Below are 20,875 nucleotides of genomic sequence, written 5' to 3'. Positions count from 1 at the left end.
TTGTCTGAGGCTTGAGGGTGGGTTATCTGTGCACACGTCGTCTCTATCGATCAGCACGGAAACCTCCATGAGCCTCGAAGTTCCTGCCCACAGCAACCAAGCCGGTAAACCCGCCAGCCGCATTCGGCAAAAGAACGAACAAGCGATTCTCCAGGCTGCTGAAGACGAGTTCGCGCGCCATGGCTACAAAGGCACCAGCATGAACACCATCGCGGCCAGTGCCGGGCTGCCGAAGGCCAATCTGCACTACTACTTCACCAACAAGCTGGGCCTGTATATCGCGGTGCTCAGCAATATCCTCGAACTGTGGGACAGCACCTTCAACGCGCTGACCGCCGAGGATGATCCGGCCGTGGCCCTCACCCGCTACATCCGCACCAAGATGGAATTCTCACGGCGCCAACCCCAGGCTTCACGGATCTTCGCCATGGAGATCATCAGCGGCGGTGAATGCCTCACCGAATATTTCAGCCAGGATTACCGCGCCTGGTTCAGCGGCCGCGCGGCCGTGTTCCAAGCCTGGATCGACGCCGGCAAGATGGACCCGATAGACCCCGTGCACCTGATCTTCCTGCTGTGGGGCAGCACCCAGCACTACGCCGACTTCGCCACCCAGATCTGCCGCGTCACCGGTCGCACCAAGCTGACCAAGCAGGACATGGAAGACGCCGGCACCAACCTGATCCACATCATTCTCAAGGGCTGTGGCATCAAGCCCGCCTATTAAACGAAGCGACTTATGCCTTTCACGCTCACCGGCCTTTGCGAGTTTCGCGAAGAAATACGCAAAAGCCGCTTTATCACCCTCGCCGCCCCGATCACCAGCCCGCAAGACGCCCAGGCGTTTTTCGAGCAGTACAGCGACCTGAACGCCACGCACAATTGCTGGGCCTGGAAACTTGCCGACCAATACCGCAGCAATGACGACGGCGAACCCGGCGGCACCGCCGGACGGCCGATCCTGGCGGCCATCGAGGCACAGGGTTTTGATCAGGTCGCGGTGCTGGTGATTCGCTGGTACGGCGGCATCCAGCTGGGAACCGGCGGTCTCGCCCGTGCGTATGGCGGCGGCGCGAATAAATGCCTGCAAAATGCCGAACGCATCGAACTGATCAGCCGCGTCCCGCTGAGTTGCGCCTGTGGGTTCGCCGAGCTGAACCTGGTGAAATTGCGCGTCGCTGAACTGGGCGGGCTGGTGATTGAAGAAACCTTCACCGCCAACGGCGTCGAGTTGCAGCTCGCCTTGGGCGAAGCCCATATCGACATCCTGCAAACTCAACTCGCCGACCTCAGCCGTGGGCGTATCCTGCTACAACGCTGAAACTGCTAACGTTGCACTCCCTGAACCGCGACTCCAAAGGAAGCTTTTCATGTCTACGCCAAAAACCGCATTGATCATCGGCGCCTCGCGCGGGCTGGGCCTTGGCCTGGTCAAGCAACTGCTTCAGGACGGTTGGGACGTGACCGCCACCGTGCGTGATCCGAGCAAGGCCGATGCCCTGAAAGCCGTTGGCCCGGTCCAGATCGAAAAACTCGACATGGACGATCAACAAGCCGTGATCGCCCTGGCCCAACGCCTCAAGGAACGCACCTTCGACCTGCTGTTCGTCAACGCCGGCGTCAAAGGCCCTGCCAATCAGGAGCCGGGGCACGCCACCCTGGCCGAAGTCGGCCAATTGTTTTTTACCAACGCCGTGGCGCCGATCAACCTGGCCCAGCGCTTTGTCGGGCAGATCCGCAAGGACAGCGGCGTACTGGCTTTCATGAGTTCGGTATTGGGCAGCGTGACCATCCCCGACGGCTCAGACCTGGCGCTGTACAAAGCCAGCAAGGCCGCGCTCAACTCCATGACCAACAGCTTTATCACCCAGCTGGGTGATCACAAGCCGACCGTACTGTCGTTGCACCCGGGCTGGGTGAAGACCGATATGGGCGGCGAAAACGCGCACATCGACGTCGACACCAGCGTGCGTGGCCTGGTTGACCAAGTGAACGCCTACACTGGCAAAGGCGGTCATCACTTCATCGATTACAAAGGCGACACCATCGCCTGGTAACCCCCGAGGATGAACAGATGGAAGGGAGGGGGCTTGCTCCCTCCCACACTGAACGCGCTCTATTCCTGCAGGTAGACCAGATCTCGAACTACACGTAATCTACCCACCTCGCCCTCCCCGGCGACCCTGGATCAGCAGACAGGGCAACACTGAGCTGGCAAACCTGAACCCATCATTCAGAGGAGCCGGCCAATGCCTGCGACCCGTATCTGGTTAAAAAACCCCCTCGCCATTTTCACTGCCAACGGCCTCGACGCCCGTGGCGGCCTGGTGCTGCAAGACGGTGTGATCAGCGAAGTGCTGGCCCAAGGCCAAGCACCCGCACACCCCTGCACCCAAGTGTTCGATGCGCGTGAGCATGTGGTCCTGCCAGGGCTGATCAACACCCACCATCACTTCTATCAAACCCTGACCCGCGCCTGGGCGCCGGTGGTCAATCAACCCTTGTTTCCCTGGTTGAAAACCCTGTACCCGGTATGGGCACGGCTGACCCCGGAAAAACTTGCCCTGGCGTCCAAGGTGGCACTCGCAGAATTGCTGCTCTCGGGCTGCACCACGGCGGCCGACCACCACTACCTGTTCCCCGACGGCCTGGAAAACGCCATCGACGTGCAAGTCGACAGCGTGCGCGAATTGGGCATGCGCGCCATGCTCACCCGCGGTTCCATGAGCCTGGGCGAAGCCGACGGTGGCCTACCGCCGCAACAGACCGTACAACAAGGCCAAGTCATCCTCGAAGACAGCCAGCGCCTGATCCGCGAATACCACCAACGCGGCGATGGCGCACACATCCAGATTGCCCTGGCACCCTGCTCACCGTTTTCCGTCACCCCGGAAATCATGCAAGCCAGCGCCGAACTGGCAAACACCCTGGATGTGCGCCTGCACACTCACCTGGCGGAAACCCTCGACGAGGAAGACTTCTGCCTCCAACGTTTCGGGCTGCGCACCGTGGACTACCTCGACAGCGTCGGCTGGCTCGGTCCGCGGACCTGGCTGGCCCATGGCATTCACTTCAACCCGGATGAAATTGCGCGCCTGGGCGCCGCCGGCACCGGTATCTGCCACTGCCCAAGCTCGAACATGCGCCTGGCGTCCGGCATCTGCCCGACTCTGGACCTGCTCGCTGCGGGCGCGCCCATCGGCCTGGGCGTGGACGGTTCCGCCTCCAACGACGCGTCGAACATGATCCTCGAAACCCGCCAGGCCTTGTATATCCAGCGTCTACGTTATGGCGCAGAAAAAATCACCCCGGAAGGTGTACTTGGCTGGGCGACCAAAGGCTCGGCGCAGTTACTCGGGCGTACGGATATCGGTGAATTGGCTGTCGGCAAACAGGCCGACCTGGCGCTGTTCAAGCTCGATGAGCTGCGCTTCTCCGGCAGCCACGATCCGATCTCGGCGCTGCTGTTGTGCGGCGCTGATCGGGCGGATCGGGTAATGATCGGCGGCACGTGGCGCGTAATCGATGGCCAAGTCGAAGGACTGGATCTGAAAGGCCTGATCGCCGATCACAGCCAGGCGGCGAAACAACTGATCGCCGGAACCTAAGCCAAACACAGGTCAAAATGTGGGAGGGGGCTTGCCCCCTCCCACCTTCGTTTTTGTGGTGGATTGAAGAACCGGTTACAACCCCAGCAGCGACAACATGATAAAGGTCGCAAACAACACAAAATGCGTCATACCCTCAATGGCATTGGTTTCGCCATCGTTGAGGTTGATCGCGCTGACAATCAGCGTGATAAACACCATCACCGTTTGTACCGGCGTCATCGCCATCTGGAACGGCTGGCCAGTGTAGAGCGCCATGGCCTCCATCACCGGCACCGTCAAGATCACCGTCGACAACGATGCACCCAACGCGATATTCACCACCGACTGCATGCGGTTCGCCAACGCAGCGCGCAACGCGGTCAAAATCTCCGGCGCCGCCGAAATAGCCGCGACCACGATCGCCGTGATCACCGGCGGCGCCCCCGTACCTTCCAGGCCCAGGTCGAGCGTCTTGGACATCACCTCGGCCAGCGCGCCAATCACGATCACCCCGAACACCAAGGTGCCTATGGAGAACGCCAGGTTGACCGACGGTGCGTCCTGCTCTTGCGGCTGCTTCTTACGGCGTTTTTCCGGATAGCTGTAGCTGAAAAAATAACTGTGCGGCCCCACCTGCATGCGCAGGAACAGGGTGTAAAGCACCACCATCGCGCCAATGGTGAACGCCGAGTAAATTTTCCAGTCGGCTTCGGGGATAAATTCCGGCACCACCATCGACACGCCCATGGCGGTGAGGATCATCACGCTGTAGGTGCGCGCCGAATCGTCATTGTAGGATTGTTCACCATGCTTGATGCCGCCCATCAGCGCGGCCAGGCCGAGAATCCCGTTGATGTCGAGCATCACCGCCGAGTAGATGGTGTCGCGCACCAGGGTGGGCGACGGTTCATTACTCATCATGATCGCCAGGATCACCACTTCCACCAGCACCGCAGCGAGCGTGAGGATCATGGTGCCGTAGGGGTCGCCGACCTTTTCCGCCAATTGCTCGGCGTGATGAGCCACGCGCATCGATGCCACGACGATAAAGCCGATCAGCGCCACGCCGGCCAGCAGCGCCACCATTTGCCCGCTATGGAGCATCCAGTGCTCCAACGGGTAGGCGGCGATGGCGGCAATCAGCGCCAGCAGCATGAATTTTTCTTGCTTGAGGGATGTGAGCATTACGGGCCTTTTAGTACGGCAAATCAGTCATTGATGGGGTACAGACTGCGCCAAGCCGCTAACGTTTCGTTACACCTTAGTTCACACGGCCCTTGCGTAAATAAAAGCAAAACTCTCCTGCTGGTCAGGTTTTGCCGATTATTTCGGCCATGGCCTGTAGAATGCCGCCATTGCACCTGATGAGAATTTAGAAAATGTACGATTGGCTCAATGCCCTGCCCAAGGCTGAACTGCACCTGCACCTGGAAGGCTCGCTTGAGCCGGAGCTGCTGTTCGCCCTGGCCGAGCGCAACAAGATCGCGCTGCCGTGGAACGACGTCGAAACCCTGCGCAAGGCCTACGCCTTCAACAACCTGCAAGAGTTTCTCGACCTGTACTACAAGGGCGCCGATGTGCTGCGCACCTCCCAGGACTTCTACGACCTCACCTGGGCCTACCTGCTGCGTTGCAAAGAGCAGAACGTGATCCACACCGAACCCTTCTTCGACCCGCAAACCCACACCGACCGTGGCATTCCGTTCGAAGTGGTGCTGAACGGCATCGCCGCTGCGCTGAAAGATGGCGAGCAGCAGTTGGGTATCACCAGCGGTTTGATCCTCAGCTTCCTGCGCCACCTGAGCGAAGCCGAAGCCGAGAAAACCCTCGACCAGGCCTTGCCGTTCCGTGATGCGTTCGTGGCCGTGGGCCTGGACAGTTCGGAAATGGGTCACCCGCCGAGCAAGTTCCAGCGTGTGTTCGACCGTGCCCGCCACGAAGGCTTCCTCACCGTGGCCCACGCCGGCGAAGAGGGCCCGCCCGAATACATCTGGGAAGCCATCGACCTGCTGAAAATCCAGCGCATCGACCATGGCGTACGCGCCATCGAAGACGAGCGCCTGATGCAGCGCATCATCGACGAACAGATTCCGCTGACCGTGTGCCCACTGTCCAATACCAAACTGTGCGTGTTCGACGACATGGCCCAACACAACATCCTCGACATGCTCGAGCGCGGCGTGAAGGTCACGGTGAACTCGGATGACCCGGCCTACTTCGGCGGTTATGTCACCGAGAACTTCCACGCGTTGTACACCTCGCTGGGCATGACCCAGGACCAAGCCAAACGCCTGGCGCAGAACAGCCTGGATGCGCGCCTGGTCAAGCCATAAGCCTCATTCACTGAGTGAATGCAGGCTAACTGTGGGAGCGAGCACGTCACACCGCCGCTCCCACAACGGCTAAGCCTTGCCCTCTGCCGCCACCGCGCAGGATCACGCAGGCAGGGTCAATCGGGTGATTTCCAACTGCTCGAGATCATTGACCTGCAAGGCTTGTGACTCGTTGATCACGCTGATCCAATTCGACTGTAAAAACAGTTGCAACAACCCCGCCCCCAACGCACCGCCCAAGTGCGGCTGCTGCTGGCTCCAGTCGAAACAGTTACACACCAGCGGCGACGCCAGCGCCTGGGTGAAAATACCCAGGCCCGCCAAATGCTGCGCGCCTTTTACCGTGACATCGGTACGTTGCTCGTAGCGCTCGATCCACCCCGCCTCCAGCATATGTTGATACAGCTGCGCTCCCAGCTCGCCGCCTAGGTGCCCATGGCACAGCCGGGCATGGCGCAACGACGGCGGGGCCGCCAGCGGTTGCGGTAACGTGTCCGGCGCACTGCGTACGGCGCAGGCCATGGTGGTCCTGGCCATGGCATTGATGGCGGCGCTGACATCAGGCGCGGCCACGCGAAACAAGCGCTTGCCACGCCGGGCCTCTACCCGCAACAAACCACCCGCGGTCAGTCGCGCCAGATGCGCATTGGCGGAGGTCGCCGACAACCCGGTGAGCGTCGCCAACTCTACCGGCGACTTGGCCGAGCCATCCATCAAGGCCCACAGCATGGCGGTGCGTTTGGGCTCGGCGAGCAAGCTGGCGATCTGACTGATACAAGGCGCTGCTTCCATCTTTCACTCCCTGTCGATTTATTGTTCTGATGAGGTTGGCGCCAAAGTATAGGGGCGCCCACCGGCAGTTCCACCGCGTCTGACAGCGTGGATAGGGACGGGATCTGAGTGAAATTTCCTACTGTGATGGAAGCCGTTACCTCGCGTGCCATCGCTCCGACAACTGGGCGGTCAACGTCGCACAACGGGACACGAGCATTTCCCGCAACAGGTTGATGGGCTTGCTCAGTTGCGCACGGTGAGCGCACAGCAGGTTGAGCGGCGTGCGCTCGCCACGCAGTTCAGGCAGGATCACGCGCAATCGCCCAGCCAGCACGTCGGTGCTGACATCGAGCCAGGACTTGTAGGCAATGCCCACACCCGCCACCGCCCAACGGCGGACGACGTCGGCATCGTCACTGAAACGGTCGCCGCTGACCGTCAGGCTGACTTCACGTTTGCCATCGTGAAAGCTCCAGTGATCGTGGACCCGACTGCCGAGCATATACAGCAGGCAATTGTGTTGGGCCAATTGCTCCAGATGCCGAGGCTCACCCTGCCGAGCGAGGTAACTGGGGGAGGCACACAGCACGCGAACGTTATTCGGTGCGACAGGCAGCGCGACAAGGCTGGAATCCTCGGGCTCACCGTAACGCAGGGCGATATCCACCGGTTGACGGAACAGATCGGCAATACGATCGCCCAACAGCAGGCGCACGGTGAGCTGCGGGTACTCACGCTGGAACTCGTCCAGCCACGGCAGCAGTTGGTTACGCCCGAAATCCGAAGGGGCCGAGAGTTGCAGCACCCCGCTGACATGGTCCTGGCCGCTGGCCAACAAGCGTCGTCCTTCATCCAGCGAGCTCAACGCCGCGCGGGCGTATTCCAGGAAACCCTCGCCTTCGGCGGTCAGGCGCAGGCTGCGCGTGGAGCGTGCCAGCAAGCGCGCGCCCAGTTGCTGCTCGATACGCTTGAGCGCCGCACTGGCCACCGCAGGCGACAGGTCCATCACCCGTGCCGCAGCGGACAGGCTGCCCAGGTCCGCCGCCCGCACGAACAACTGCAAATCATCAAAACGCAGCATGCATCCCGCCCATTATCAAAATCTTATTGAAACAGACTGCTGTTTTAGCCGCTTTTATCGCGACGGGAAATAGCCAATCATCTGTGCATCCCGCTTATCACGTGTCTGGAGTTGAATATGTCCACAGCCTTTAACGTCATCGCCACGCTGATCGCCAAGCCCGGCCAACAGGCCACCTTGGAAACCTTGCTGCGTGGCCTGCTGGAACCCACGCGCCTGGAAGCCGGTTGCGAGCAGTACGACCTGCACCAGGACCTGCAACACCCCGAAACCTTCTACATGCTCGAACGCTGGAGCGATGACGCCGCGCTGGCCGACCATGACCAGAGCGCACACATCCAGAGCTTTCGCGCCAAGGCGACTGATGTGCTCGAACACTTCGAACTCAAGCGCCTGAAATTCCTCGCCTGATCACCGCCCTTTTCCGGAGCCATCATGAAAGCTATTGCCTACTACGCCTCACTGCCGATCAACGATCCAAACGCCCTGCAAGACATCGAGTTGCCAGCACCCGTCGCCGGCCCGCGCGACCTGCTGGTGGAAGTCAAAGCCATCTCGGTCAACCCGGTGGACACCAAGGTGCGCCAGAACGTCGCCCCGGAAAACGGCGCCGCCAAAGTGCTGGGCTGGGACGTGGCCGGCGTGGTCAAGGCCGTCGGCAGCGAAGTGACGTTGTTCAAGGCCGGTGACAAGGTGTTCTACGCCGGTTCCCTGGTGCGCCCGGGCGGCAACAGCGAACTGCACGCCGTGGATGAGCGCATCGTCGGCCACATGCCGAAAAGCCTTGGTTTCAGCGATGCCGCTGCGCTGCCGCTGACCGCCATTACCGCCTGGGAATTGTTGTTCGAACGCCTGCAAGTGCGTGAAGGCAAAAAGGATGAAGGCCAGAGCCTGCTGATCGTCGGCGCTGCCGGTGGCGTGGGGTCGATCCTGACGCAATTGGCCAGCCAGCTCACCGCCTTGACCGTGATTGGCACGGCGTCGCGCCCGGAAACCCAGGAATGGGCCAAGTCACTCGGTGCGGACCTGGTGATCGACCACAGCCAACCGCTGAGCGAAGCGCTGAAAACCGCCGGACACCCGCAAGTGACCCACGTCGCCAGCCTGACCCAGACGGATCATCACTTGGACCAACTGGTGGAAGCCCTGCAACCCCAGGGCAAGCTGGCACTGATCGACGATCCCAAGGCACTGGACGTCAGCAAGCTCAAGCGCAAGAGCCTGTCGCTGCACTGGGAGTTCATGTACACGCGTTCGATGTTCGAGACGCCGGACATGATCGAACAGCACAACCTGCTCAATCGCGTGGCCGACCTGATCGACGCCGGCACCCTGAAAACCACGGTGGGCGAGCACTTCGGTGTGATCAATGCAGAGAATCTGCGGCGCGCCCATGCACTGCTGGAAAGCGGCAAGGCCAAAGGCAAGATCGTGCTGGAAGGGTTCTGAAAAAACGGCTGTCAGGGTCGTCCATTATTCATGTGAGTAATGGACGACACCACTAGTCCGAGAGTTGATCTTTGTCATATTTGTGAGCGTATTCGGGTTTATATTGGCCGCCTTTGCCACGATTCTTTTACGTGAGGAAGTCAGCAATGAAGATCCTGATAAAAGCGTTAGCAAAATCCGCAGGCAATAAATGGCAGGTCCGTCTCGACCAGGACGCGTTCACCTTCCGCACCGAGGCCGAGGCGCGTGCCTTTGCCGACACCCTGCAAGCCCGTATCCAGGCGCCCCACCGTTTTCCAAGCAGCCAGCAACGCTCCGCCGCTGGCTGAACCACTGTTCAGACCTGCGCCTGCAAGGCCCGTTTGCGTTGCAGGCGCTGGGTCGACATCGCAATCGTCACGGCCAATACCCCGCACAAACTGATGACCATCGCCATCGGCATTGCGGTGCCGTCGTGCAACACGCCCACCAACGACGCAGCCCCCGCCGCCACGCCAAACTGGATGCAGCCGAGCAACGCCGAAGCGCTACCAGCCCGCGCACCCTGCCCGCTCATGGCACACGCCGAGGTATTGGGCAAAATGCAGCCGAGGCTGGCGATACAGATAAACAACGGCACCAGCAATGGCCACAGCGCATCGGTGCGCAAGGCCGCGATGCCGAGCAACGTCAACGCCGCCAGCAGGTACACCCATACCGTGCGCGACAGCAAAAAAGCCGGGCCGCGCTTGGCCAGCAGCCGCGCGTTGACCTGCGCCACCAATATGAAGCCCGCGGCGTTGGAACCAAACAGCCAGCCGTAGTGCTCGGCGGGTACGCCGTAGAGCTTGATAAACACGAACGGTGAACCGGCGATGTAGGCAAACATCCCGGCAATCGAAATACCACCGGTCAAGGCATAGCCGAGGTAAACCCGATCGGACAACAGCGCCCCATAGCGTCGCAGCGACCCGGACAGCGGCTGACGCGGCTGGTGGGCGGGAAAGGTTTCCGGCAAACCGACCGCCACAGCGATGGCCGCCATCACGCTGAATAGGGACAACGCCAGGAAAATCGACTGCCAGCCCCACACACCGACCATCAGCCCACCCGCCAACGGCGCGAGAATCGGCGCCAGGCCCGTCACCAGCATCAACTGTGAATAAACCTTGGCCGAGCCCACGGCATCACATTTGTCGCTGACCACCGCACGGGAAATCACCATGCCCGCGCAGCCCCCCAGGGCCTGCACAAAACGTGCTGCGATAAGCCACTCCAGCGAAGGTGCAAAGGCGCACGCAAAGGACGCCAAGGTAAACAAGGTGACCCCACTGAGCAGCGGGCCGCGTCGACCAAAGCGGTCCGCCAGCGGGCCATAGATCAATTGGCCGATGGCCAGGCCAGCGAAATACACCGCCAGGGTCAGCTGGATGTGTTTTTCATCGGTCGCGAAGGCCGTGGCCATGGCCGGGAAGCCCGGCAGGTAAAAATCGATCGCCAACGGCGCGAAGGCGCTCAAGGCCCCCAGAATCAGGATTATGCGAAGGTTCATCGGGCACCCAAGTGAGACGGCAGCCCGATAGTCTAGCCGCGCTTGGGTGCATTGAACACGATAGCTCGCTAACTATTTTTCCGCATCAGGCCAGCTTAGCGCTGTAACCCTCTTCGGTGATCGCCGCGATCACTTGCTCGGCAGACAAGCGGCTGTCGACGCCCACTTCCTTTGCCGCCAGGTCGACCTTCACGCTGGCCGCCGGGTCCTGGCTCTGCACCGCCTGGGTCACCGCACGAACGCAATGGCCGCAGGTCATTCCTTCAACGCTGAATACTTGCATGACATGACTCCTTTGATGAGGTTGAACCCAGTCTCGACCTTGCCACGATGGTAAGGTCAAGTTCCTCGAATAGCTGCCGGGCTGGTATTCGGCGGCATCGTCGGCCAAGCTTCACCCATCTTTGATTCACACCACGGAGCATTCGCCATGCGCTGGTCGTTTTTTGCCCTTCTCGGCCTGATGAGCCTGTCCGCCGCTGCGCCCCAAGCCATCGCCGCAGAAGACTATGCGGTGCTGATCATTTCCCGGGAACGCCTGGAAGTGCCGACCAACTGCGAAATCGGTCTGTACCTGAATGACCAGCTGGCAGGCCGGCTGTTCCAGGAACAGGCCACGTCGTTCAACCTGCCGGCGGGCAACCTATCCTTGCGCCTGAAACTGCTGCCGGGCCAAACCCCAGGCTGCCTGCCGGGACTGCTGGCACCGCCCGCGCAGAACATCACACTCAAGGCCGGTGACGTGCGCAAATTGCGCATCGCCCAGGGCCCGGACGGCATGTATCTCAAACCCGCCGCACTGGAATACTAAAGGCACTTGACCTTCCCCACAGGTCAAGGTTGATCCTACGGGCAACGTCTTCTGGAGGACTGCCCCATGAATGGATCCACCACCTTTGACCTGCCCATCAGCGGCATGACCTGCGCCAGCTGTGCCGGCCGGGTCGAACGCGCGCTGGGCAAGGTGCCGGGGGTGCAAAGCGTCAGCGTCAACCTGGCCAATGAGCGCGCCCACGTTGAAGTGCTGGGCCAGATGGACCCCGGCGTGCTCATCGCCGCTGTCGACAAGGCCGGCTACACCGCCAGCCTGCCCCAAAGCGAATCGGCCACCGACGCCAACCAAGCCCAGCGCCTGCACCACGAGCGCTGGGCGCTGCTGCTGGCGATCCTGCTGGCATTGCCGCTGGTGCTGCCGATGCTGGTCGAGCCCTTCGGCCTGCACTGGATGCTGCCCGCCTGGGCACAGTTCGCCCTGGCCACACCGGTGCAATTCATCTTCGGCGCGCGCTTCTATATCGCCGCCTGGAAAGCCGTGCGTGCCGGTGCCGGCAACATGGACCTGCTGGTGGCCATCGGCACCAGCGCCGGTTATGGCCTGAGTATTTATGAATGGCTCACCGCTCACCCCGGCATGGCGCCGCACCTGTACTTCGAAGCCTCGGCAGTGGTAATCGCCCTGGTGCTGCTGGGCAAGTACCTGGAGAGCCGCGCCAAGCGCCAGACCGCTAGCGCCATCCGCGCCTTGGAAGCCCTGCGTCCTGAGCGGGCGATTCGAGTACTCGACGGTCGTGAAGAAGACGTCGCCATCAACGCCCTCAAGCTCAATGATCTGGTACTGGTAAAACCCGGCGAACGCTTCCCGGTGGACGGTGAGGTGGTGGAGGGTCAAAGCCACGCGGACGAAGCCTTGATCAGCGGCGAAAGCCTGCCCGTACCCAAACAACCTGGCGATAACGTCACCGGCGGCGCCATCAACGGCGAAGGCCGCCTGCTGGTACGCACCCTGGCCCTCGGTGCCGAAAGCGTGCTGGCGCGGATCATCCGCCTGGTCGAGGACGCCCAGGCCGCCAAGGCACCGATCCAGAAGCTGGTGGATAAAGTCAGCCAGGTCTTCGTCCCGACCGTGCTGGTGCTGGCGTTGGTCACGCTGGTGGGCTGGTGGCTGTATGGCGCGCCCCTGGAAACGGCGATCATCAATGCCGTCGCCGTACTGGTGATCGCCTGCCCCTGCGCCCTGGGCCTGGCCACACCGACCGCGATCATGGCCGGCACCGGCGTTGCCGCGCGCCACGGCATCCTGATCAAGGACGCCGAAGCCCTGGAACGTGCCCATGCAGTGAGCGCCGTGGTCTTCGACAAGACCGGCACTCTCACTTCCGGCACGCCCAGGATTGCCCACCTGGCCGCGGTGGATGGCAACGAAGCCTTACTGCTGCAACAAGCCGGCGCGCTGCAACGCGGCAGCGAACACCCGTTGGCCAAGGCCGTACTGGATGCCTGCAACGAAAAAGGCCTGACCGTGGCCGATGTGACGGCCAGCCAATCCCTGACCGGACGCGGCATCGCCGGCACGCTCGATGGCCGGCCGTTGGCCTTGGGTAACCGTCGCCTGCTGGAAGAAAGCGGCTTGAGCGCAGGCGACCTCGCCGACTCCGCCAAGTCCTGGGAAGCCGAGGGCCGCACGTTGTCCTGGCTGATCGAGCAAGGTGCGCAACCACGTGTGCTGGGGCTGTTCGCGTTTGGCGACACACTCAAGCCCGGTGCACTGGAGGCGGTGGAGCAACTCAAGGCCCGGCACATCAGCAGCCATTTGCTCACCGGCGATAATCGCGGCAGCGCCCGTGTGGTCGCCGAGGCGCTGGGCATCGACGATGTGCACGCCGAAGTGCTGCCCGCCGACAAAGCCGCCACCGTCGTCGCGTTGAAAAAAACCGGCGTGGTGGCCATGGTCGGCGACGGCATCAACGACGCCCCGGCCCTGGCCGCTGCCGATATCGGCATTGCCATGGGCGGCGGTACCGACGTGGCCATGCACGCGGCCGGTATCACCCTGATGCGCGGCGACCCGCGCCTGGTGCCTGCTGCGCTGGAGATCAGCCGCAAGACCTACGCCAAAATCCGCCAGAACCTGTTCTGGGCCTTTGTGTATAACCTGATCGGCATTCCCCTGGCGGCGTTCGGCCTGCTCAACCCGGTACTCGCGGGTGCAGCGATGGCCTTGTCCAGCGTCAGCGTGGTGAGCAATGCATTACTGTTGAAGACGTGGAAGCCTAAGAACTTGGAGGATCAACACCCATGAACATCGGCCAAGCCGCACGCCAGAGCGGGCTCAGCGCCAAGATGATTCGCTACTACGAGTCCATCGGCCTGCTCAAGGCTGCCCACCGCACCGACAGTGGCTATCGCGTGTACGGCAGCGAGGACTTGCACACCCTGGCGTTTATCAAGCGGTCGCGGGATTTGGGGTTTTCATTGGAAGAGGTCGGCAAGCTGCTGACCCTGTGGCAGGACCGGCAACGGGCGAGTGCCGATGTGAAGGCGTTGGCGCGCCAGCATATTGAGGCGCTGAACCAGAAGATCCTGGAACTGGGGCAATTGCGCGATACCTTGCAAGACCTGGTGGAGCACTGTCAGGGCGATGATCGGCCGGATTGTCCGATACTCAAGGAGTTGGCGTCCGGAAGCTGCTGCGCCTGAGCGGATCTAACTGGACACACACAAAACCAAATGTGGGAGGGGGCTTCCCCCTCCCACATTTTTGATCTCCACTTATCTGGACATCACTGCATCCAAGGCGGCGGCGGGGGCTCGTCCGGCACCTTGCTCGGAGGCGCATCATCGGCAGCCCGAATCGCCTGGCGGCGCTCTTCATCCAGCCGCGCCGCTTCGATCTCGCGGATCACACCGCCGACGTCCGCCAACTCTTCCGGCTCGTCGAACTCGCCGGTCAAGACGCTGGCTGGGTGCAGGGTGCCGGCTTCGTACAGGGCCCACATTTCCTTGGCGTACTTGGTCGCCTTCAACTCCGGGGCAAAACGCCCGAAGTAGGAAGCCATGTTGCCCACGTCCCGCTCCAGCATGTTGAACGCGTGGTTATTGCCCGCCGCATCCACCGCCTGGGGCAGGTCGATGATCACCGGGCCCGTTGGCGTAAGCAGCACGTTGAACTCGGACAAGTCACCGTGCACCAGGCCGGTACACAGCATCAGCACGATCTGGGAAATCAGGAAGGCGTGGTATTCACGCGCCTGGTCCGGCTCCAGTGTCACGTCATTCAGACGCGGCGCCGCGTCACCGTACTCGTCGGCCACCAGTTCCATCAGCAGCACGCCTTCAAGGAAGTCGTACGGCTTGGGCACGCGAACGCCCGCACCGGCCAGGCGGAACAACGCCGCCACCTCAGCGTTCTGCCAGGCATCTTCGGTTTCTTTCTTACCGAATTTGGAGCCCTTGGCCATGGCCCGGGCCTGCCGGCTGTTACGGACCTTACGGCCTTCCTGGTATTCGGACGCTTGACGAAAACTTCGTTTGTTCGCCTCCTTGTAAACCTTGGCGCAACGCAGTTCGTTGCCGCAGCGCACCACATAAACAGCTGCTTCTTTACCACTCATGAGTGGGCGCAGCACTTCGTCGACCAGACCGTCTTCGATCAGGGGTTCAATGCGTTTAGGAGTCTTCATCAGCTTTTATTGTGGGTCCTTTATTACCAAATACGCGTATGGCACTCGTTATACGGCAATCGGCTCGCCGGTGGGAGAGGCTACCGACCTCTGACCGCTCAAGAATGCATCCAATATGCCAATTTTCGCCGCAATCAACGCTCAATGATCGCCGTAACACCCTGGCCACCCGCCGCGCAGATCGAAATCAGGCCACGGCCTTTGCCCGCCGCATCCAGCAACTTGGCCAGGTTGGCGACGATACGCCCACCCGTGGCGGCAAACGGGTGCCCGGCGGCCAGGGAGCTGCCCTTCACATTCAGTCGGCTGCGGTCGATGGACCCCAAGGGTGCGTCCAGCCCAAGGCGCGTCTTGCAGTAGTCCGCGTCTTCCCAGGCCTTGAGCGTGCACAAAACTTGGGCAGCGAACGCTTCGTGGATCTCGTAGTAATCGAAGTCCTGCAGCGTCAGGCCATTTCTCGCCAGCAGCCGCGGCACCGCGTACACCGGCGCCATCAGCAGGCCTTCGGCACCGTTGACGAAGTCCACCGCCGCCGCTTCGCCATCACGCAAATACGCGAGGATCGGCAAACCACGCGCCTGGGCCCAGGCCTCACTGCCCAGCAGCACCAGCGACGCGCCATCGGTGAGCGGCGTGGAATTGCCGGCGGTGAGCGTGCCCTTTTCGCTGCGCTCGAAGGCGGGCTTGAGCGCGGCGAGTTTTTCCAGGGTCAGGTCGGGACGCAAGTTGTTGTCGCGGGTCAGGCCCAGAAACGGTGTGAGCAAATCGTTGTGCCAGCCTTCGGCGTAGGCCGCGGCCATTTTCTGATGGCTTTCGAGGGCCAACTGGTCCTGCTCGGCGCGGGGGATCTGCCAGGTCTGCGCCATCAACTCGCAGTGCTGGCCCATGGACAAACCGGTACGGGGTTCGCCGTTACGCGGCAGTTCCGGCTTGAGGTGATGGGGACGAAGTTGTAACAGCAGTTTTAATTTATCCGCCATGGACTTGCTGCGGTTGGCGTGCAGCAGAAGCTTGCGCAGGCCTTCATTTACACCGATCGGCGCGTCGGAGGTGGTGTCCACCCCACCGGCAATCCCGCACTCAATCTGCCCCAGGGCGATCTTGTTGGCCACCAGCAACGCGGCTTCCAGGCCGGTGCCGCATGCCTGCTGAATGTCATAGGCCGGGGTTTGCGGCGACAGACGCGAACCCAGCACACATTCACGGGTGAGGTTGAAGTCCCGCGAATGCTTGAGCACCGCACCGGCAGCCACTTCGCCCATGCGCAGGCCGTGCAGGTTGTAGCGCTCGATCAGGCCTTCCAGGGCGGCGGTCAGCATCGCCTGGTTGCTCGCCGTGGCATAGGGGCCATTGGAGCGGGCGAAAGGAATGCGGTTACCGCCAATGATCGCTACACGGCGCAATTGAGTCATGAAAAGCTCCCTGATGGTTGTAGGTGGAATCACCAAGCCTAGCCTAGGCTCAATCGAACGACTGCCACCCCGGGGTGGTCCACCCTTTGAACCCCAGCCTTCGGAGAGCGTTCCATGTCTGACCGTTATATCGACTTCGCCAACTCAAGCCTCGGCCATCGCCTGGTCGCCGCCATTGGCCTGCCGTCACCGGTACACCTGGAACGCTGGCAGGCCGGGCGCCTGCGTCCGGTGGAGGGCGCATTGCTGCTGGGCGGCGGTGCGCTGGCCACTCAGGTACAGGCATTTGCCAACCGGCTCACCGACGCCATTTACACCTACGGCGCCGAGACGTCGACGTGGATTCCCGGCCATGGCCCCACACTCAAGGCGGTCGTGTTCGACGCCAGCGAGTTGCAACACACTGATCAACTCAAACAGCTGCGCGAATTCTTCCAACCGCTGCTGAAAAACCTGGATAACAGCGCGCACCTGGTGATCCTCGGCCGTGCGCCGGAAAGCCTCAGCGACCCCTTCGCCGCCAGCGCCCAGCGCGCCCTGGAGGGTTTCAGCCGCTCTCTGGCGAAAGAGCTGCGCAATGGCGGCGTGTTGCAATTGCTCTACGTCGGCGACGGTGCCGAGGACCAATTGGAAGGCGCACTGCGCTTTTTCCTCTCACCGAAAAGCGCCTACATCTCTGGCCAGGTGATTCGCCTGGAGGCCTGCGCCACGCCGGTCGAAGACTGGACGCGCCCCCTGGCCGGGCGCAAGGCGCTGGTCACCGGTGCCGCACGAGGCATTGGTGCATCCATCGCGGAAACCCTGGCCCGCGACGGCGCCGACGTGATCCTGCTCGACGTGCCTCAGGCCAAGGCCGACCTCGAAGCCCTGGCCGCGCGCCTGGGTGCGCGCACCGTCACGCTGGATATCTGTGCTGAAGACGCCGCCCGTCAATTGATCGAGCACCTCCCCGATGGGCTGGACATCCTGGTGCACAACGCCGGTATCACCCGTGACAAAACCCTGGCGAACATGACCCCGGAGTACTGGGACGCGGTGCTCGCGGTCAACCTCAATGCGCCACAGGTACTGACCCAGGCGCTGCTCGACAGCGACACCCTGCACGACAACGCCCGCGTGGTATTGCTGGCGTCGATCAGCGGCATCGCCGGTAACCGTGGGCAGACCAACTATGCGGCGAGCAAGGCGGGGTTGATCGGCCTCGCACAGGCTTGGGCGCCGCTGCTTAAAGAGCGCGGCATCACCATCAACGCCGTGGCGCCGGGTTTTATCGAAACCCAGATGACCGCACATATTCCGTTCGCCTTGCGTGAAGCCGGGCGACGCATGAGTTCGCTGGGCCAGGGAGGCCTGCCGCAGGACGTCGCCGAAGCGGTGGCGTGGCTGGGCCAACCGGGTTCAGGTGCGGTCAGCGGGCAAGCGCTGCGGGTATGTGGGCAAAGTCTCTTGGGAGCGTAAGCATGCAATGGAAGACGCTGGGCACTACGCCATTTTTGCCGCCGCTGTATTGGCGCGCGGCGCTCAAACGCAAGATCACCGGCAGCACCTTGCCTGAACACGGATTGCGCTGCCGGGTGAGCATCAACCCCAAGCAGGTGGCGGCCTATCGCAAGGTCTGCGGTTTTGCCGACAGCCCTCTCTTGCCGGCGACTTATCCGCACGTCCTGGCGTTCGGCCTGCAGATGCAGTTACTCACCGATAAAAGCTTTGCCTTCCCGCTGCTGGGGCTGATTCACCTGAGTAACCGCATCCGCGTCCATCGCCCCCTCGGTGGTGTCAGCGAATTGTCTGTCGGCGTACACACGCAGAACCTCAGGCCTCATCCCAAGGGTGCGACCTTTGACTTGGTGACCACGGTCGAAGATTCCCTGGGCCTGCTGTGGGAAGCCGAGAGCCGAATGCTCTGCCGTGGGGTGAAATTGGAAGGTGAGGCAGAGGATATCGCCCAACCCTCCCCCGCCCAGGTCAGTGAACTGTCCCGCTGGAAGGCGCCCGCCGATATCGGCCGCCGTTATGCGCGGGTCTCCGGCGACTACAACCCGATCCACCTCAGCGCCCTGACCGCCAAGCTGTTCGGCTTTCCCCAGGCCATCGCCCACGGGCTGTGGAACAAGGCGCACACCCTCGCCGCCCTCGGCGAACACCTGCCCGCCGCCAATATCGAGATACACGTCGAGTTCAGGAAACCCGTGCGCCTGCCCAGTGAAGTGACGTTATTAGCGAGTGGCGCCGGTTCCAGCGGAGCGTTGTGGCTCAAAGGCGCGGGCGATATTGAACATATGGTAGGCAAGTGGCAGCCGATTGCCTGAAATAAGACTGATGAATTGTATATATACACCCTAAGTAATAGCGGACTTTTTGAAGTCCGCTTTTTTCTTCTAAGTCATTGTTAAAAAACAAATATACATCTTGATACATCCTCACCTTATACCGTTGGCATTAGTCACTTAAACGGTACATCCCGGTTCTATATAAATCGTTAATACCAAGTAGAGCATTGAGAGAACGCACCTCCGGGACTGTTATAGCCACACGGACAAACGCATCGCTAGCCCAAGAAATAGTGAGCGTTTGAAGACAACCAAGGTTGTACAGGTGCGAGGAACTCAATCATGAATACTCACGTCGTGTTTTGGAAAACAAGTACCGCGCTGGCCCTGGCAGTCACACTGGCACTCGGCGGTTGCAGCAGCGGGGGTGGCGGGCATCACAGTGGTGGCTCCTCGGATGCTGGCGCTGGGGTTGGCACGGGGGGTGGCGGCACTGACCCTGGCACCAACCCCGGCGGCACCGCCTCGCCGCTGGTCACCGCCACCGTGGTCGACACCGCCGGCAATACCGTGACCCGCCTCAGCCGCACCGTCCGCAGTCTAGGCACCACCCTCGGCAGCCTGCCGATCGTGGGCGAAACGGCTGGCGACTTGGTGACTGCGGCCGGCAACGCCGTCGGCAGCATCGGCAACGGCCTTTCGGATGGCCTGGGTTCACTGGGCACTGACAGCAACGCACTGGGCAAAACCGTTGCCGGCGTGGCCAACGGTGTTTCCGACCTGGGTGATGGCGTGACCGTTACCGGTGCCAACGTCGCCACGTTGCTGGGGAATGTGCCGGTGGTCAGCGGCGCCGCCCCCGTGGTCGGCAACGTGGTGGGCAAGGTTGGCAATGCCGTGACGATGCTCGGCGACACCTTAAGCACCGCCAGCACCACCGGCCCCCTGGGGTCGGTCACCCACACCGTCGGCGCAAAAGTCTTGGTGCCTGTGGTGTCCCTGGTGGAAAACACCACCGGCAAAGTCGGCACCGCGACCGGTCTTGACTCGCCCGTGGGCGGCTTGCTGAAAAAAGTCGGCGATACCGTCGACGGCCTGGGCGATAAAGTCGCCGACACCGGCGGCACCGGCAACCCGGTGACCGACGCGGTAGGCAATGTGCTCAATGGTGTCGGCACCGCGGTCGGCAAGGCCAGCGGTTATGTCGACCGGGATGCGGATAGCAGTGGCGGCGGCAATGGCGGTGGTACCGGCGGCGGCATCGGCAAACTCGGCCTGGCCGAACTCATCGGTGGCGTGATCGCCGGAGCCGGCAGCGGCCTGGATGCGGGCAGCACCAATGGCGTGGTCAGCGCGGCGGGCGTTACCGGCGTCAAGGCGGGCACCACCGTGGCGGCCCTCGGTGGCGGCACACCCAGCACTAAAACCAGCATTCCGGTCGCCGGGCTGACCGGCCCGATCGGCAATGCACTCAACCCTGTCACCAGCGGCGTACAGAGCCTGACTCAAAACATCGGCGGTGCCACTGGCCTCGGTGCTCCGGTCAACGGCCTGGTCACCCGTGTCGGCGGTGCGGTCAGCAACCTGGGCGGCAACATCAGCGGCACCAACGCCAACCCGGTCACCAACGCCCTGGGCGGTACCGTGACCGCCGTGGGTGGCACCGTGGCGTCGATCGGCGGCCTGGTCACTGGCGGCACCAATACCCGCGGCGGTTTGCTCGCGGGTGGCCTGAATGTAGGCGCTGGCGCCTCTGCCGGTGCTGGCGCAAGCGCAAACGGTGGTCTCCTGGGCGGGCTGTTGGGTGGCCTGGGCGGCAAAAAATAGAATTGCACCTGGCCGATTAGACGGCCTCACCTACAGCGCCTACGCTTGGTTGAGACGAGAGACCCACTAAGTCTCTCGTCTTTTTTATGGATCAATGATCGATCCGTAAAAGCCCCCGAACCGCGCCCCCAGAGCCCGGCGGGCATCT

Annotated in this window: 21 protein-coding genes; 14 read left to right on the top strand and 7 right to left on the bottom strand. The window is 62.1% G+C overall.

The features are described from left to right. Window positions 1-67 precede the first annotated feature (67 nt). From ACI512_RS06690 to ACI512_RS06675, 4 genes are all read left to right on the top strand, one after another. Entirely contained in the window at window positions 68-727 is a 660-nt protein-coding gene (locus tag ACI512_RS06690; protein WP_012722050.1) for a TetR/AcrR family transcriptional regulator, read from the top strand. Window positions 728-739: 12 nt separating this feature from the next. After that, on the top strand, window positions 740-1,321 hold the full coding sequence (locus ACI512_RS06685; RefSeq protein ID WP_236379411.1) for a YigZ family protein: 582 nt from the start codon (window positions 740-742) through the stop codon (window positions 1,319-1,321). A gap of 49 nt (window positions 1,322-1,370) precedes the next feature. After that, entirely contained in the window at window positions 1,371-2,057 is a 687-nt protein-coding gene (locus ACI512_RS06680; RefSeq protein ID WP_064052185.1) for an SDR family oxidoreductase, read from the top strand. 192 nt (window positions 2,058-2,249) lie between these two features. Next, window positions 2,250-3,608 carry an 8-oxoguanine deaminase gene (locus ACI512_RS06675; protein WP_236379409.1) on the top strand — a complete coding sequence of 453 codons (1,359 nt, stop codon included), beginning with the start codon at window positions 2,250-2,252 and terminating at the stop codon, window positions 3,606-3,608. Between the two features lie 75 nt (window positions 3,609-3,683). Here ACI512_RS06675 and ACI512_RS06670 read toward each other — a convergent pair whose 3' ends face one another. Continuing rightward, on the bottom strand, window positions 3,684-4,775 hold the full coding sequence (locus ACI512_RS06670) for a calcium:proton antiporter (RefSeq protein WP_012722046.1): 1,092 nt from the start codon (window positions 4,773-4,775) through the stop codon (window positions 3,684-3,686). Window positions 4,776-4,969: 194 nt separating this feature from the next. On the opposite strand from ACI512_RS06670, the gene ACI512_RS06665 reads away from it, so the two are divergent. Continuing rightward, window positions 4,970-5,923 carry an adenosine deaminase gene (locus tag ACI512_RS06665; protein WP_012722045.1) on the top strand — a complete coding sequence of 318 codons (954 nt, stop codon included), beginning with the start codon at window positions 4,970-4,972 and terminating at the stop codon, window positions 5,921-5,923. A 102-nt stretch (window positions 5,924-6,025) separates the two neighbouring features. Here the strand turns inward: ACI512_RS06665 and ACI512_RS06660 are convergent, their stop codons facing one another. Continuing rightward, entirely contained in the window at window positions 6,026-6,715 is a 690-nt protein-coding gene (locus tag ACI512_RS06660; protein ID WP_236379407.1) for a helix-turn-helix transcriptional regulator, read from the bottom strand. 136 nt (window positions 6,716-6,851) lie between these two features. Beyond that, window positions 6,852-7,778, bottom strand: a complete 927-nt coding sequence (locus ACI512_RS06655) for a LysR family transcriptional regulator (RefSeq protein WP_012722043.1) — start codon at window positions 7,776-7,778, stop codon at window positions 6,852-6,854. A gap of 117 nt (window positions 7,779-7,895) precedes the next feature. Here ACI512_RS06655 and ACI512_RS06650 point away from each other — a divergent pair, with 117 nt between their 5' ends. The 3 genes from ACI512_RS06650 (at window position 7,896) to ACI512_RS06640 (ending at window position 9,556) form a co-directional block, all read left to right on the top strand. Continuing rightward, window positions 7,896-8,189 carry a putative quinol monooxygenase gene (locus ACI512_RS06650; RefSeq protein ID WP_236379405.1) on the top strand — a complete coding sequence of 98 codons (294 nt, stop codon included), beginning with the start codon at window positions 7,896-7,898 and terminating at the stop codon, window positions 8,187-8,189. A gap of 24 nt (window positions 8,190-8,213) precedes the next feature. After that, the gene (locus ACI512_RS06645; protein ID WP_064052182.1) at window positions 8,214-9,227 is read left to right on the top strand and encodes a zinc-binding alcohol dehydrogenase family protein; all 1,014 of its coding nucleotides are present in this window, start codon (window positions 8,214-8,216) and stop codon (window positions 9,225-9,227) included. Between the two features lie 146 nt (window positions 9,228-9,373). Beyond that, window positions 9,374-9,556 carry a hypothetical protein gene (locus tag ACI512_RS06640; RefSeq protein WP_016977039.1) on the top strand — a complete coding sequence of 61 codons (183 nt, stop codon included), beginning with the start codon at window positions 9,374-9,376 and terminating at the stop codon, window positions 9,554-9,556. 8 nt (window positions 9,557-9,564) lie between these two features. Here ACI512_RS06640 and ACI512_RS06635 read toward each other — a convergent pair whose 3' ends face one another. Beyond that, window positions 9,565-10,758, bottom strand: coding sequence for a multidrug effflux MFS transporter (locus ACI512_RS06635; protein ID WP_231809779.1), 1,194 nt, complete (start codon window positions 10,756-10,758; stop codon window positions 9,565-9,567). An 85-nt stretch (window positions 10,759-10,843) separates the two neighbouring features. After that, the gene (locus ACI512_RS06630) at window positions 10,844-11,041 is read right to left on the bottom strand and encodes a heavy-metal-associated domain-containing protein (RefSeq protein WP_012722039.1); all 198 of its coding nucleotides are present in this window, start codon (window positions 11,039-11,041) and stop codon (window positions 10,844-10,846) included. 147 nt (window positions 11,042-11,188) lie between these two features. Between ACI512_RS06630 and ACI512_RS06625 the strand changes: the two genes are divergently transcribed. The 3 genes from ACI512_RS06625 to cueR all read left to right on the top strand — a co-directional run bounded on the left by ACI512_RS06625 (window position 11,189) and on the right by cueR (window position 14,235). Next, window positions 11,189-11,569: a hypothetical protein gene (locus ACI512_RS06625; RefSeq protein WP_064052179.1), complete on the top strand. Its 381-nt coding sequence runs from the start codon at window positions 11,189-11,191 to the stop codon at window positions 11,567-11,569. Between the two features lie 66 nt (window positions 11,570-11,635). Then, window positions 11,636-13,837 (top strand): cation-translocating P-type ATPase, encoded by a 2,202-nt coding sequence (locus ACI512_RS06620; RefSeq protein WP_236379403.1) that lies wholly within the window; start codon window positions 11,636-11,638, stop codon window positions 13,835-13,837. Continuing rightward, entirely contained in the window at window positions 13,834-14,235 is a 402-nt protein-coding gene (cueR, locus tag ACI512_RS06615) for a Cu(I)-responsive transcriptional regulator (protein ID WP_046033989.1), read from the top strand. The genes ACI512_RS06620 and cueR overlap by 4 nt, the downstream gene beginning before the upstream one ends. An 83-nt stretch (window positions 14,236-14,318) precedes the next feature. Here the strand turns inward: cueR and ACI512_RS06610 are convergent, their stop codons facing one another. Together ACI512_RS06610 and ACI512_RS06605 are read right to left on the bottom strand one after the other, a co-directional pair. Beyond that, window positions 14,319-15,218, bottom strand: a complete 900-nt coding sequence (locus ACI512_RS06610; RefSeq protein WP_012722035.1) for a PA4780 family RIO1-like protein kinase — start codon at window positions 15,216-15,218, stop codon at window positions 14,319-14,321. Window positions 15,219-15,352: 134 nt separating this feature from the next. Beyond that, window positions 15,353-16,630: an acetyl-CoA C-acetyltransferase gene (locus tag ACI512_RS06605; RefSeq protein WP_012722034.1), complete on the bottom strand. Its 1,278-nt coding sequence runs from the start codon at window positions 16,628-16,630 to the stop codon at window positions 15,353-15,355. Window positions 16,631-16,744: 114 nt separating this feature from the next. On the opposite strand from ACI512_RS06605, the gene ACI512_RS06600 reads away from it, so the two are divergent. The 3 genes from ACI512_RS06600 to ACI512_RS06590 all read left to right on the top strand — a co-directional run bounded on the left by ACI512_RS06600 (window position 16,745) and on the right by ACI512_RS06590 (window position 20,727). Then, window positions 16,745-18,088, top strand: a complete 1,344-nt coding sequence (locus ACI512_RS06600) for a 3-oxoacyl-ACP reductase (protein ID WP_405121719.1) — start codon at window positions 16,745-16,747, stop codon at window positions 18,086-18,088. Between the two features lie 2 nt (window positions 18,089-18,090). Next, complete coding sequence (locus ACI512_RS06595) at window positions 18,091-18,939, top strand: MaoC/PaaZ C-terminal domain-containing protein (RefSeq protein WP_236379400.1); 849 nt, start codon at window positions 18,091-18,093, stop codon at window positions 18,937-18,939. 303 nt (window positions 18,940-19,242) lie between these two features. Then, entirely contained in the window at window positions 19,243-20,727 is a 1,485-nt protein-coding gene (locus tag ACI512_RS06590) for a collagen-like triple helix repeat-containing protein (RefSeq protein ID WP_236379397.1), read from the top strand. The last annotated feature ends 148 nt before the right edge of the window (window positions 20,728-20,875 follow it).

The sequence above is a fragment of the Pseudomonas petroselini genome (assembly GCF_045037875.1).
Classification (GTDB): domain Bacteria; phylum Pseudomonadota; class Gammaproteobacteria; order Pseudomonadales; family Pseudomonadaceae; genus Aquipseudomonas; species Aquipseudomonas petroselini.
The sequence above is the reverse complement of the archived record's forward strand: the minus strand, read 5'-3'. Positions and strand labels throughout refer to the sequence as shown.

What these genes read in the sequence shown, in the direction of transcription:
- ACI512_RS06635 (WP_231809779.1), bottom strand. Translation starts at nt 10,758, where the DNA reads ATGAACCTTCGCATAATCCTGATTCTGGGGGCCTTGAGCGCCTTCGCG.
- ACI512_RS06675 (WP_236379409.1), top strand. Translation starts at nt 2,250, where the DNA reads ATGCCTGCGACCCGTATCTGGTTAAAAAACCCCCTCGCCATTTTCACT.
- ACI512_RS06590 (WP_236379397.1), top strand. Translation starts at nt 19,243, where the DNA reads ATGAATACTCACGTCGTGTTTTGGAAAACAAGTACCGCGCTGGCCCTG.
- ACI512_RS06625 (WP_064052179.1), top strand. Translation starts at nt 11,189, where the DNA reads ATGCGCTGGTCGTTTTTTGCCCTTCTCGGCCTGATGAGCCTGTCCGCC.
- ACI512_RS06670 (WP_012722046.1), bottom strand. Translation starts at nt 4,775, where the DNA reads ATGCTCACATCCCTCAAGCAAGAAAAATTCATGCTGCTGGCGCTGATT.
- ACI512_RS06595 (WP_236379400.1), top strand. Translation starts at nt 18,091, where the DNA reads ATGCAATGGAAGACGCTGGGCACTACGCCATTTTTGCCGCCGCTGTAT.
- ACI512_RS06685 (WP_236379411.1), top strand. Translation starts at nt 740, where the DNA reads ATGCCTTTCACGCTCACCGGCCTTTGCGAGTTTCGCGAAGAAATACGC.
- ACI512_RS06605 (WP_012722034.1), bottom strand. Translation starts at nt 16,630, where the DNA reads ATGACTCAATTGCGCCGTGTAGCGATCATTGGCGGTAACCGCATTCCT.
- ACI512_RS06680 (WP_064052185.1), top strand. Translation starts at nt 1,371, where the DNA reads ATGTCTACGCCAAAAACCGCATTGATCATCGGCGCCTCGCGCGGGCTG.
- ACI512_RS06690 (WP_012722050.1), top strand. Translation starts at nt 68, where the DNA reads ATGAGCCTCGAAGTTCCTGCCCACAGCAACCAAGCCGGTAAACCCGCC.
- ACI512_RS06600 (WP_405121719.1), top strand. Translation starts at nt 16,745, where the DNA reads ATGTCTGACCGTTATATCGACTTCGCCAACTCAAGCCTCGGCCATCGC.
- ACI512_RS06620 (WP_236379403.1), top strand. Translation starts at nt 11,636, where the DNA reads ATGAATGGATCCACCACCTTTGACCTGCCCATCAGCGGCATGACCTGC.
- ACI512_RS06645 (WP_064052182.1), top strand. Translation starts at nt 8,214, where the DNA reads ATGAAAGCTATTGCCTACTACGCCTCACTGCCGATCAACGATCCAAAC.
- cueR (WP_046033989.1), top strand. Translation starts at nt 13,834, where the DNA reads ATGAACATCGGCCAAGCCGCACGCCAGAGCGGGCTCAGCGCCAAGATG.
- ACI512_RS06640 (WP_016977039.1), top strand. Translation starts at nt 9,374, where the DNA reads ATGAAGATCCTGATAAAAGCGTTAGCAAAATCCGCAGGCAATAAATGG.
- ACI512_RS06665 (WP_012722045.1), top strand. Translation starts at nt 4,970, where the DNA reads ATGTACGATTGGCTCAATGCCCTGCCCAAGGCTGAACTGCACCTGCAC.
- ACI512_RS06660 (WP_236379407.1), bottom strand. Translation starts at nt 6,715, where the DNA reads ATGGAAGCAGCGCCTTGTATCAGTCAGATCGCCAGCTTGCTCGCCGAG.
- ACI512_RS06610 (WP_012722035.1), bottom strand. Translation starts at nt 15,218, where the DNA reads ATGAAGACTCCTAAACGCATTGAACCCCTGATCGAAGACGGTCTGGTC.
- ACI512_RS06650 (WP_236379405.1), top strand. Translation starts at nt 7,896, where the DNA reads ATGTCCACAGCCTTTAACGTCATCGCCACGCTGATCGCCAAGCCCGGC.
- ACI512_RS06630 (WP_012722039.1), bottom strand. Translation starts at nt 11,041, where the DNA reads ATGCAAGTATTCAGCGTTGAAGGAATGACCTGCGGCCATTGCGTTCGT.
- ACI512_RS06655 (WP_012722043.1), bottom strand. Translation starts at nt 7,778, where the DNA reads ATGCTGCGTTTTGATGATTTGCAGTTGTTCGTGCGGGCGGCGGACCTG.